We start from the raw sequence: 11,483 nt of genomic DNA, 5'->3' as shown, positions 1-11,483 counted from the left end.
CTCGAGCCCAAACCGTCCGCCTGAGGGAGCGCCGCCCTAGATCATACGCAACGTCTCGTCTACGCAGTTTGTGAATATGATGGCGGGCATGCCAGAGCAAGCCGCAGACGCCTCAGAGCAAGCCCCAGGCGTCGACGAGCGCGCCGCTTCCGGCCACCGACAGGGCCCGGTGCGCAGCGAAGCCGCCAGGGTCGCGGTGCTTGAGGCCACCTCGAAGCTGTTCGCCGAGCGCGGCTACGAGCGCCTCACGATGGAGGGTGTCGCCGCAGAGGCGGGCGTCTCGAAACAGACCATCTACCGCTGGTGGCCCTCGAAGGGCGCGCTCGTCTCCGACTGCCTCCTGCAGGGGCAGCTCTTCCCGAACCGCTTCACCGTGCCGAACTCGGGTGAGCTGCGCCACGACCTCACGGCCTGGCTCAGCGCCGTTCTCGCGCTCCTCGGTCAGCCGCAGGGCGAGCTGCTCGTCCGCTCGCTGATCGCCGCATCCGTCGAGAACGCCGACATCGGCCGGCGCTTGCACGAAAGCCTCGGCGCGAGCCACTCCCTCACCGAACGGTTCCAAATCGCCATCGCCGATGGTCAGCTGGCAGCGGATGCACGGCTCGAGGAGATCGGCGAGGCCATCATCGGCGCGCTCCTCCTCCGCGCGCTGAGCCGCACCGAATCGAGTGACGAAAGTCTCCAGCGCCTCCTCGACGCGGTGCTCGGACCGGCTCAGGCTGAAGGCTGAGAGCTGAGAGCTGAGAGCCAGTGCAGTGCGCCAATGATCGAGGTCAGGCGACGGGTTCCGGCGTCAACGTAACGTCGGACGACGGATGTCCACGTCTGGCGGTGAGCGCTGGGCGCTCTGACATCGCGCTCGGCGCGTTCCCGGACCGGCCGCTCACCGGCTGGCCACCCTCAGCGAGCTGAGGTCAGGCGCGGCCCTCGCCCGGTCGCGCATCCGGCTGGCTTCCCTCGGTGACTTCAGCATCAGCATCAGCATCGGCTTCGGCAGCGCCGAACGCCTCGAGCTGGGCTTGGAAGTGCTCCGTCTTCGCCTCGGCGATGTCCTGCGGGCGGTTGTCGGCGCTTGCGAAGAACTCGTTCCACCGCGAGCGCAGCACCTGCAGCACCAGTCGGGGTGTGACGTGCACCCTGCGGTTGCGCGCTTCCTCGTCGGCGACCTGCACGAGCTTGCCCGCGGCGGCGTCGGCGGCGAGATCCTGCCCGGCACCCTCCGCGCTTCGCGTGTCGAAGGGTTCCCGCGCGTGGTCCACGCAGAGCTCGGCGACACCCTTCGCGTGGTCGTACATGACGGAGTGCGCGGCGCCCTCGATCTCCCACGTGGATGCTCGAGGAAGCAGCCCGGCCATCTCGCGCAGCCAGGAGCGCGGCACGAGCGAGTCGTGCTCGCCCCTGATGATGAGCGTGTGCGCCTGGATGTGGGGCAGCACGTCCTCGATCCGGTAGCGCATCATGCGCGGCAGCACGGCGGAGAACCAGCGGAACCCGCACAGCAGGTAGGCGCCGACGGCCAGCATCGCGACCCTGAACGGCTCGTGCGCCGACGACTCGAGGAACCGGAACGCCAGCTTCAGCAGCGACCGCTCGCGGGGGTTCGTGACGGGGCCGATGAGCACCAGCGTGCTCAGCTCGGGGCGCTGCGAGGCGAGCTCGGCCACCACCTGGGTGCCCATCGAATGGCCGACGAGGACGGGGTCGACGAGCCCCAGCTCGTCGATGACGGTGCCGACCACAGCTGCGTAGCGCTGGATGCTCATGGGCCGCTTCGGGTACGGCACGCCCGCGAATCCGGGCAGGTCGAGGGCGTGCACCGGCCCGAACTCCCCGAGCCCGGGCGCGAGGTTCTCGTAGTAGTTCGAGGCGACGCCGATGCCCGCGACGAGCACGAACGCACGGTCGCCGTCGGCTCCGATCGTCGACACCCGCGCCCGAACCTCCCCGTGACGGATGTACCGAACCTGGACGTGCTGGCCAGCGAGGTCAGAGGCGGAGGCCGGTCGGGAAGCGGGAGACACGGCATCAACTGTAACCAGGGGCGCCCGTCACTCCCCCAGGAAGCGCGCTGTCGGCCGACGCCCGGCGCCGGGCTCGAGCAGCACGACCTGCCCGTTCAGGATGCGAGGGCACACGCCACCCGTGATCGCTTCGATCCCCGCCCTCAGGAAGACGCCGTGGCTCACGACCACCGCAGTCCCGGACGCCTCGAGGAGGGCGCCGAGGGCGCTGCCAGCTCGCCTCCCCAGCTCAACTGCCGACTCCGAGCCCGGGTAGTCGCCAGACGGCCATCGCTCTGCGGCCTCGGCCACCCGCATCCCCTCAGCCTCCCCGAAGTCGCGCTCGAGCAGGCCGGGTTCCACGACAGGATCGGGGGCGCCGAGGTGCGAGCCCACGATCGCCGCGGTCTGCGCCGCACGGGCAAGCGGCGAGGTGACCACCCGGCCCCACTGCGCGCGGGCGAGGAGCCGGCCCGCGGCTTCCGCCTGCGCCGCCCCGTGCGCATCGAGGGCGATGTCGCTGCGGCCCTGCAGCCGGCGTTCCAGGTTCCAGGCGGTGCGACCGTGCCGCACCAGCGCGAGCGTCATGCCCCCGACCCGGAGGAGCCGGCAACGCCGACTGCGAGTCCCGGCGCGTCAGCCGGGGTCGGACCGGCAGCTGACCCGGTCACTTCCGAGCGAGTCGCCGAGGGGGTGGATGCGTCGACACCACCCGCTGATGCGCGGACTCCGGAGCTGGAGTCGGGAGCCGCGGATGCGCGGGCTCCGGAACCAGAGTCAGCAGCCGCGGGACCCGCGACCGCAGCACCAACATCGGCGCCACCCGCGCTAGCGCCAGCATCGGGTCCCACACCAGTACCAGCGCCAGCCCCGAGATCAGCGCCAACACCAGCGCCGTAGATCCGTGCTCTCGCGACGCGGACCGTGACCCGGTCGCCGACCTTCGGCCGAACGCCGCGGGTCCGCGCGCGCAACCGCAGGCCAGCCCAGTCGAGGACGAGGTCGCTGCCCTCCGGTGTGAAGAGCGCCGACCTGACCGTCGCGTCACCCGCGAGGTCTGCCTCGCCTGTATCGCTTGCCTCGCCTGCCTGACAGGAGACGCCCTCACGCAGGACATCGCCTACCCCGACTGCGTGGGCGGACTGGCCTGGAGCATCCGTCGGGCCCGCGACCTTCGCACCGACCGCAGCACCGACCGCAGCCCTGCCCACAACCGAGCCCGCAACCGTGCCCACGATCTCCACCTTGACGTCGCTCGGGAGGATGGCCGCCTGAACCGGACCGCGGCTTTCCTGCTGGTGCCCCTCGAGCCCGCCCCGGTCCACGCGCAGCGGGTGCGCATCCGCCGCGAAACCCGCCCCGTCGACTGTGCCGTCGACCGCCCCGCCAACCGTGCCGTCCACGATGGTCGCGTCGGACAGGAACTTCGCGATGAACGGCGACGCGGGACGCGTCACGAGCTCCTCCGGGGTGCCGAGCTGCTGGATGCGCCCGCCGTCGAGCACCGCCACGCGATCGGCGAGGGCCAGCGCTTCGGAGCGGTCGTGGGTGACGTGCACCACCGTCAGGCCGAGCTCGCGCGTGAGGGTGTGCAGCTCGAGCCTGAGGCTGTCGCGCAGCGGCTCGTCGAGCGCGGAGAGGGCCTCGTCGAGCAGCAGGACCCGCGGCCTCCCGACGAGCGCGCGGGCGATCGCGACCCGCTGCCGCTGACCGCCCGAGAGCGTCGCCGGATCGCGCTTCGCAGAGCCGTCCAGGCCGACCATCTCGAGCGCCTCATCCACGCGGCGACGGCGCTCGGGCTTCGAGACACGGGCGCGGCGCAGCGGGTAGTCGACGTTGCGGCCGACGTTCCAATGCGGCCAGACGGCGTGCTGCTGGAACACCATGCCGAGCTCCCTGGCCTCCGGTGGCACCACGGATCCCCCGCCGGCGACGACCCGCTCGCCGATGCTCACACGCCCCGACGTGGGGGCCTGGAAACCGGCGATCGTGCGCAGCAGCGTCGTCTTGCCCGACCCGGACGGGCCGACGAGCGCCAGGAACTCGCCATCGCGCAGCGCGAGGTCGATGTCGTCGAGGCCGACGGTGCCGCTCGGGAAGCGGACGGAGACTGAGTCGAGAGTGACGGATGCCACGGTGTTTCCTTCCAGGATGGTGATGCAGAGAGAAGGTCGAGAAGAGCGCCGACCGCTACTTCGGCGCCCTCGTGGCGATGCCGATGACGGTGACGCCGAGGAGCGCCACGATGAGCGACAGCGCTGCGGCGGTGTTGAACGCCCCGGCCTGCTGGAGGTTGAAGATCGCGACGCCGAGCGTCTGCGATCCGGGAGAGAGGAGCAGCACGGACAGCGTCAGCTCGCGCACCGCGGTGACGGCGACGAGGACCGCACCGGAGATCGCAGCGGGCGCTGCCATGCGGCTGGAGATGTCGACGAGCGCGCGCATCCGCCCCGCTCCCCCGATCCTCGCGGCCTCCTCGGCACTCGCTGGGGTGCTCGCAAGCGGCGCCGCCACGGCCTGCACGACGAGCGCCGTGAACGAGGTGACGTAGGCGCAGAGAATCAGCCATGGCGTGTTGAAGAGCCCGATGTGGGGTGCCAGCACGAGCCACGCGACGGCGATGACGATGCCGGGAACCGCCTGCGGCAGCATGGCGAGCGCGCGGAGGGGCCCGCTGCCGCGCATCCGAGTTCGGGTGACGAGCACCGCGATGCCGAGCCCGAGGAACCCGCAGATGAGGGCCGCGAGCACCGCGAGCATGACCGAGTTCGTGGCGCCCTGGATTGCGTTCGCGGAGGTGACGGCTTTCACGACGTTGTCGAGCGTGAGGTTCTCGGGCGCCAGGGCGAGCCCCGGCGCGCGGAGCAGCGACTGCTGCAGCAGCGCGAGCAACGGCAGCACGGTGACGGTGAGCACCAGCACCCAGGTCACGATGGACGCGGGAATGCGCGCCCGCCCGAGCGGCAGGAGTTGCGGCGCGGACGACGACGAGTCGAGCTCCCAACGGCTCTTGCCGATGAGGAAGTCGACGACCAGCGCCGCGAGCGCGAGCAGCAGCAGCACGACCCCGATCGTCGCGACGACCGCAAGCGGCTCATCCACGGTCCCCGACTGCAGGTAGCGGTAGACGAGCGTCGCGAGGGTCGTGTACTGCTCGGGCAGTCCGATGATCGAGGGGATGCCGAAGTCGGCGAGGTTGCCGACCGCGACGAGCACGAACGACGACAGCAGGGCGGGCCGCAGAAGGGGAACAGTGATGGTGAACACGCTGCGGGCGGGGCTCGCCCCGGCGATGCGCGCGGCCTGCTCGAGGTCGGACGGCACGCGGCGCAGGGCGGCCGAGACGATGAGCATCGCGATGGGGTAGCTGTGCACGGTGAGGAGCAGGATGACGCCGTCCGCGCCGTAGATCGACCACAGCGGGCCACCGAACGCCTGCGACCACCAGAGGTTCACGGGGCTCGTCGGCCCGGCGATGCCGAGCCACGCGATCGCGCCGACAAACGGGGGCACGAGCAGCGGGGTGAGCGCGAGGAGCCGCAGGCCGCGGCGTCCCGCCAGGTCGGTGCGGTCGAGCAGCACCGCGAGCGCCGTGCCGATCATCACGGCGCCGAGCGCGGATGCGCCTGCCGACACGAGGCTGTTCGTCGCGGCCTCGACGACGTCGCTCTGCCAGAGGACGTGCAGCTGCGAGCCGCCGGCGGCGAGCACGAGGATCGCGCCGATCGGCACGAGCACAAACGCGGCGACCGCGACCCAGAGGGCAAGCGACAGGCCGTGGACCCCATCCAGCCAGGAACGCGCAGTCTTCCGGACCGCCGCCGAGGCGGCACCGCTGCGTTCAGCGGCACCGCCCCGGGGTGTTGTGAGGGTTGCGGTCATGAGAGGAGCAGCGCCGTCATCAGAGGAACAGCGTGCGGAACTTCTCGACGGCCGCATCCTGGCTGGCGCGGATGGTCTCGAGCTCCGGGGAGAGGATCGTGATCTCGTCCATGGAGGGAGCACCCTCTGGAGTTCCGACGTCCTCGCGAACGGGCAGGTACGACTGGCTGACGGCAAGCTCCTGGCCGTCAGCGCTCACGAGGAAGTCGACGAACGCCTTCGACGCGTCCGCCTCCTGGGTGTCGGCGAAGATGCCGACGGGCTGCGACACGTAGGGCACTCCCTCGGTCGGGTAGGACACCGCGATCGGCGACCCCTGGGCGGCGAGCTCGCGCGCCAGGTAGTCGACGACGATGCCCACGGGCTGTGCGCCCGTCGCGATGGCCTGCGAGACGGGGCCGTTGCTGTCCGCGATGACGGGCTTGTTCGCGGCGAGCTTCGTCATCCACTCCTCACCGAGTGCTGGCTCGTCGAGCCAGACGGCGGCGTTGTAGGCGGCCGCGCCGGAGACGTCCGGGTTCGGCATGACCAGCTTGTTCGCGTACTCGGCGTCGGTGAGCTCAGCCCACGACGTCGGCGGCTCGCTGACGAGGCCCGTGTTGTAGGCGATGACGGTCGGGATGATGCGCGTGCCCGTGTAGTAGCCCTCCGGGTCGACGATGTCCTGGTTGAGCGACTCGACGTCGGCCGGCGAGTACTGCAGCAGCAGATCGTCGGCCGCGTAGTCCTCGAACGTTCCGGCGTCTGCCGCGAGGAAGACGTCGGCCTGCACGCCGCCGGAGGCCTGCTCGGTCGCGACTCGCGTCGTGAGGTCGCCCGTGCCCGCACGGAACACCTCGACGGTGACCTCCGGGTGCACCTCGTTGAAGGCGGCGACAAGCGCATCCGCCTTCTCCTGCGGCTCTGACGTGTAGAGGGTGATGGTGGCGGCTTCCAGCGTGGATTCCGCCGATGGGCTGGCGTCACCGCTGGCGGCGGTGCTGGGGGAGCTTGCGCAGCCCGCGAGGAGGACCCCGGCGAGGCCGAAGGCCGCGAGCGCGGCTGGGGTACGGAGAGAGTTCATGATGACCTAACTGTTCGAGGAGAGCGGGTCTGTTCAGGAGGAGACAGGTGAAGGTTGAGACGTGGTGGGGGTGGGGGTGAGAGTGAAGAGCAGGGCCGGATGCTCGACGCCGACGCTGGAGGCGCTGACGCCGTCCGCGCCGAGGTGCACCAGCGAGAACATCGAGCGGTCGAAGCCGCTCACCGTCCCTGGCTCGGCGTCCATGACCTGGTGGTAGGCGAGCGCCGGCCCCGCAGAGACGTGCACGCCGCGCATCGTGGCGGACAGCGGATGGTGGAAGTGCCCGCACAGGATCGCGCGAACGTCGGTGCCCTCGACGATGTCGAGGAAGTCTGCGGCGTCGCGGAGGCCCGCCCGCGCCAGCATCGGCAGCGGCGACCCGAGCGGCGGGTGGTGCATGACGACAACCGTCCCCGAGGGCGCGAGGGAGCTGGAGCTGCCAGTGCCGGTGCCGGTGCTGGTGCTGGTGCCGGCAGGCAACCTCAGCTCGGCGTCGAGCCACGCGAGCTGCTCCGCCCCCAGCGTCCCCGTGGACGAGTCCAGCAAGACGAAGCGCCACGCACCGACCCGCACGGCGCGGGGCGAGGCGTCCTCCGCGCGCGCACCCACCGGCGCCCGATGACCGGGGAGGATGCGAGCTGCGGCCCTCTCGTCGTGGTTGCCGAGCACCGAGAGCACTGGCACACCCCACGAATCCTCCAGCTCGAGGAGGGCGTCGCGAAGGGCCGGGTAGGCGGCCGCGTTCCCGCGCTCGATGAGGTCGCCGCTGATGACGATCGCATCGGGTTCGAGACCCGCGGCGCGCGCGTAGTCGCTCGCCGCGCGCATCCGCGTGATGCCGTCGACAACCCCGTAGAGGGGTGCGGCAGCGGTTGCGTGCACGTCGCTCAGGTGGAGCACCGTCGTGCGACGCGACCCCGACGGGCGCGGACCGTCGGGCGTGACGCGACCCGCGGGGAGCACGAGGTCGGCAGGATGGGCGAGGTCGACGGGATGCGCGAGGTCGGCAGTCATGACGCGGCCGTCGGGGTGGGCGCGACCGACGAGGTGAGCGCGCTCGCCGTGGTCCGGCCGGACTTGCCGCGCAGGGCGTGCACCTGATCGTCGGTGAGGCCATGCGAGCGCAGGTACGCTTCAGCGCCGCCGAGCTCACGGATGATGTCGAGCGCATGCTCGAGCGCTTCCGGCGGACTGTCGAGATGGAGGCGGAGGATCTCGTCGCGCTGATCCGACGGGTACGCGTCGGCCACGGCGAAGGCGAACGCCTCGCGGATAGAGCGGACCGCGGCCCCGGAGAGCGCATAGTCGCGCACCACGTCGGCTTCGCTTGCACCGCCCACGAGCTGCGCGAGAGCGACGACGAGCCCCGTGCGGTCCTTGCCGGCGGTGCAGTGCACGAGCACGCCGCGCTCGGCGTTGGCGAGCACGGCGACAGCCTCCGTGAGCGCCCCGCCTCGACGCCGCAGGAGCGTCTCGTAGATGTCCTCGAGACGGCCCGCGACTGGCGGTTCGCTTCCGTAGAGAGGGACCTGGCGCACCTGGACGCCGTGGGTGCGGTCACCGGACTCGGCGCGCTCCCGGAGGTCGAGGATGAGCTCGACGCCCAGCGCCCGCAGCGCTGACTCACCGTCGGCCGAGAGCGCGTCCGGGGAGCCAGCGCGCACGATCCACGGCGAGTTCGCGTCAGCTGCGCGGGCGTTGAACAGCCCGTCGATCTCGATTGCTCTCACGAGCACCTCCCGTTGCGTTTCCACCACTTGCCTCGGTCCCAAGCACCGGGGGAGCATCCGTTACACGGATTCCGTACGGCTTGGAACGTCGTTACATCGGGAGTGTGTCGAGCGAGGGTGAACGCGCGGTGACGGGCGTCGAGCGAGCGGATGAACGCCGCGAGGCGAGTTCGCGAGGCGGCGACTCAGACGTCCGCTGGCACCTGCACGACCGCCGGCAGCAGGTGGTAGCCGCAGTCCAGCAGCAGGTGGTCGGCTCAGTGCAGCCGCAGTCCAGCAGCAGGTGGTCGCCGCAGTGCAGCAGCGGGTGGTCGGCTCAGTCCTCGGAGAGCGCGTCGGCCACCACGTGGCGCATCCCGACGGCCGCGTCGTCACCGAGCACCTGCCCCAGCGTGGAGTGCAGCGTGTGCAGCACGACGGTGTGGCCGAGGCGCGCGAGGAACGGGTCGATGTCGTGCGCCGTTCCCGCCGGCCCCGTCGTCACGACGATGTCGGCGACCCGCCCAAGCGGTGAACGGGCGTAGCTCGTGATGAGCACCACGGCCGCCCCCTGCGCCCTGGCGGCCTCCGCCGCGCGCAGCGACTGCACGTTCGCGCCCGAGTAGCTGAGCGTCAGGCACGCGTCGCCGCTGGAGAGCGACCGCACCGCGAACTGCTGCGCGAGCGCATCCACCGGGGCCTCGACGGAGTGCCCGAGTGTGCTGATACGCATCGCGAAGTCCTGCAGGGGCGGCCCCGAGAACCCGCTGCCGACGAGCACGATGCGCCTGGCACCGCGAAGGGCGGCGACGGCCGCGGCGATGCGTTCCGGGTCGACGCTGTCCTGCGCGAGCCGCACGGCGTCGATCGCATCGTCGAAGGTGCTCGCCTCCACCGACTGCGCCTGCTCTCGCGGCGCGAGCGGAGCGGAACGCGCGAGGTCGAGCCGCAGGTGCTGGAAGCCGCGGAACCCGAGACTCTGACACGCACGGATGACGGTGGCCGTCGACGTGCCAGCAGCGTCCGCGAGCTCAGCCGTCGACCATTCGACCACCTCGTCGGGTCGCGTCAGCACCATCTGCGCGACCTTGCGCTCGCTGGGCCCGAGGGCGGCGGATGCGGCGCGCACGCGGGCGAGCACGCTCAGCTCCGGCCGCGCCACCGAACCGCCCCGCACCGACGCGTCCTCGCGCCCCGACTCGGGAGGGAGGCCTGACGGGGTGGGGAGGCCTGACATGTGAGGGAGTATAGGGGCCCGCATGAAACACTGACCCCCATGCGCGCAATCACGGTTCCAACGCCAGGCGGGCCGGAGGCCCTCATCCTCTCCGAAGTCGACGAGCCGACCCCCGGGGCCCTCGAAGTCGTCATCGATGTGGCCGCCGCCGGCGTGAACCGCGCCGACGTCGCGCAGCGCGAAGGCAAGTACCCGTCACCGGCCGGGGCACCCGACTGGCCTGGCCTCGAAGTGAGCGGAACCGTCGTCGCCGTGGGGGCATCCGTCACGGCGTGGAAGGTCGGCGACTACGTCGTCGCGCTCCTGCCTGGCGGCGGCTACGCCGATCGCGTCGCCGTCGACGAAGGGCTCGTGCTCCCCATGCCGAAGCGCGTCGACCTCGTCGAAGCGGCCGGCCTCCCCGAAGCAGTCGCCACCGTCTGGTCGAACCTCTTCATGAGCGCGCAGCTCAAGGCGGGCGAGACCCTGCTCGTGCACGGCGGCACCAGCGGCGTCGGCACCATCGCCATCCAGCTCGCGGCCGCCCTCGGCATCACCGTCTACGCGACCGCCGGCACCGCCCAGAAGGTCGCCACGACCGAGCAGCTCGGCGCGACCCGAGGCATCAACTACCGCGACCAGGACTTCGTGGAGGTCATCGCCGACGCCACCGACGGTCGCGGCGTCGACGTGATCCTCGACCTCGTCGGCGGAGACTACCTGGCGCGCGATGTCGACGCCCTCGCCACCAACGGCCGCATCATGGTCATCGCGGCGCAGGGCGGCGACGAGGCCACCATCAACGTCGGGCGCCTCATGCAGAAGCGCGGCCGCATCTGGGGAACGACCCTCCGCGCGCGCCCACTCGAAGAGCGGCGCGAGATCACCGCGCAGGTGCGCGAGCACGTGTGGCCGCTCGTCGAAGCGGGCAAGGTACGGCCCCTGCTCGACACCGTCGAGACCCTCGACTTCGCGCACCGGGCCCACCGGCGCATGGAGTCCGGCGAGCACGTCGGCAAGATCCTTCTCGCCGTGCGCTGACCGATGCGCTGAGCGGCGCGCCGGTCACCAGCGACAGACGGGTGCGCGCCGCTCCGAAGCTGCTGACCGACGCGCACCTGCCTTCGCCAACCGGCGCTCAGAGCAGCTGCGCGTCGATGCCCTTCCGGCGAAGCCCGTCGAGAACCTCCTCGTCGACGCCGAGAAGGGTCATCGCCGACAGGTTCGGGAAGTGGCGGGTGTCGGTGAAGTCGGTGATGTCGAAGGTCGAGTCCTCGCCGCTCCACTGCGGAGCGATCTCCATGTAGATGTCGTTCCCGCCGTCCTGGAACAGCTCCTCGACAGCCGGCGCGAACTCGATGGGCACCGGCAGCGACCGGAAGTACTCGAGCACCTCGGGGATCGGCTCCGAGATCTCCTTCGACAGGTCCACTTCCCGATCCACGTGCTCTTCGAGGAAGTCGGTGAGCACGAACTGGGGCGTCAGCAGCTCCTGCTCGTACATCAGCTCCTGGATGACGGCGAGCTTGAAGTTGAGGTCCGCGAAGTCGATCGCGTCGCTGGGAAGGTCGCCGGCGGGCTGGGTCTCAGGGGAATCGCTCATGCGGAACATG

At 71.0% G+C, this 11,483-nt stretch carries 11 protein-coding genes; 2 read left to right on the top strand and 9 right to left on the bottom strand.

Annotated elements, in window-relative coordinates; all coding sequences use genetic code 11:
• The first annotated feature begins 88 nt into the window (after nt 1-88).
• Nucleotides 89-730, top strand: a complete 642-nt coding sequence (locus HDC34_RS15285; RefSeq protein WP_179557652.1) for a TetR/AcrR family transcriptional regulator — start codon at nt 89-91, stop codon at nt 728-730.
• 184 nt (nt 731-914) lie between these two features.
• On the opposite strand, the gene HDC34_RS15280 is transcribed toward HDC34_RS15285, so the two are convergent.
• The 8 genes from HDC34_RS15280 to HDC34_RS15245 form a co-directional block, all read right to left on the bottom strand.
• Complete coding sequence (locus HDC34_RS15280) at nt 915-2,021, bottom strand: alpha/beta fold hydrolase (protein WP_308807367.1); 1,107 nt, start codon at nt 2,019-2,021, stop codon at nt 915-917.
• Nucleotides 2,022-2,048: 27 nt separating this feature from the next.
• Nucleotides 2,049-2,588 carry a histidine phosphatase family protein gene (locus tag HDC34_RS15275; RefSeq protein ID WP_179557651.1) on the bottom strand — a complete coding sequence of 180 codons (540 nt, stop codon included), beginning with the start codon at nt 2,586-2,588 and terminating at the stop codon, nt 2,049-2,051.
• Nucleotides 2,585-4,135, bottom strand: a complete 1,551-nt coding sequence (locus tag HDC34_RS15270) for an ABC transporter ATP-binding protein (protein ID WP_179557650.1) — start codon at nt 4,133-4,135, stop codon at nt 2,585-2,587. The genes HDC34_RS15275 and HDC34_RS15270 overlap by 4 nt, the downstream gene beginning before the upstream one ends.
• A gap of 55 nt (nt 4,136-4,190) precedes the next feature.
• Nucleotides 4,191-5,882, bottom strand: a complete 1,692-nt coding sequence (locus HDC34_RS15265) for an iron ABC transporter permease (RefSeq protein ID WP_179557649.1) — start codon at nt 5,880-5,882, stop codon at nt 4,191-4,193.
• Between the two features lie 19 nt (nt 5,883-5,901).
• Nucleotides 5,902-6,945: an ABC transporter substrate-binding protein gene (locus HDC34_RS15260; protein ID WP_179557648.1), complete on the bottom strand. Its 1,044-nt coding sequence runs from the start codon at nt 6,943-6,945 to the stop codon at nt 5,902-5,904.
• 33 nt (nt 6,946-6,978) lie between these two features.
• A complete protein-coding gene (locus HDC34_RS15255) occupies nt 6,979-7,959 on the bottom strand; it encodes a metallophosphoesterase (RefSeq protein WP_179557647.1) in 981 nt (326 codons plus the stop codon).
• Nucleotides 7,956-8,675, bottom strand: coding sequence for a tyrosine-protein phosphatase (locus tag HDC34_RS15250; protein ID WP_179557646.1), 720 nt, complete (start codon nt 8,673-8,675; stop codon nt 7,956-7,958). Before HDC34_RS15250 ends, HDC34_RS15255 begins: the two co-directional genes overlap by 4 nt.
• Before the next feature lie 316 nt (nt 8,676-8,991).
• Complete coding sequence (locus HDC34_RS15245) at nt 8,992-9,891, bottom strand: MurR/RpiR family transcriptional regulator (RefSeq protein WP_179557645.1); 900 nt, start codon at nt 9,889-9,891, stop codon at nt 8,992-8,994.
• A 39-nt stretch (nt 9,892-9,930) separates the two neighbouring features.
• Here HDC34_RS15245 and HDC34_RS15240 point away from each other — a divergent pair, with 39 nt between their 5' ends.
• A complete protein-coding gene (locus HDC34_RS15240) occupies nt 9,931-10,911 on the top strand; it encodes an NAD(P)H-quinone oxidoreductase (RefSeq protein ID WP_179557644.1) in 981 nt (326 codons plus the stop codon).
• 97 nt (nt 10,912-11,008) lie between these two features.
• Here the strand turns inward: HDC34_RS15240 and HDC34_RS15235 are convergent, their stop codons facing one another.
• Nucleotides 11,009-11,473, bottom strand: a complete 465-nt coding sequence (locus HDC34_RS15235) for a hypothetical protein (RefSeq protein WP_179557643.1) — start codon at nt 11,471-11,473, stop codon at nt 11,009-11,011.
• Between the last annotated feature and the right edge of the window lie 10 nt (nt 11,474-11,483).

The sequence above is a fragment of the Pseudoclavibacter sp. JAI123 genome (assembly GCF_013409665.1).
Classification (GTDB): domain Bacteria; phylum Actinomycetota; class Actinomycetes; order Actinomycetales; family Microbacteriaceae; genus Pseudoclavibacter.
Note: the sequence above shows the minus strand (reverse complement) of the source record. Positions and strands in the feature narration are given on the sequence as shown.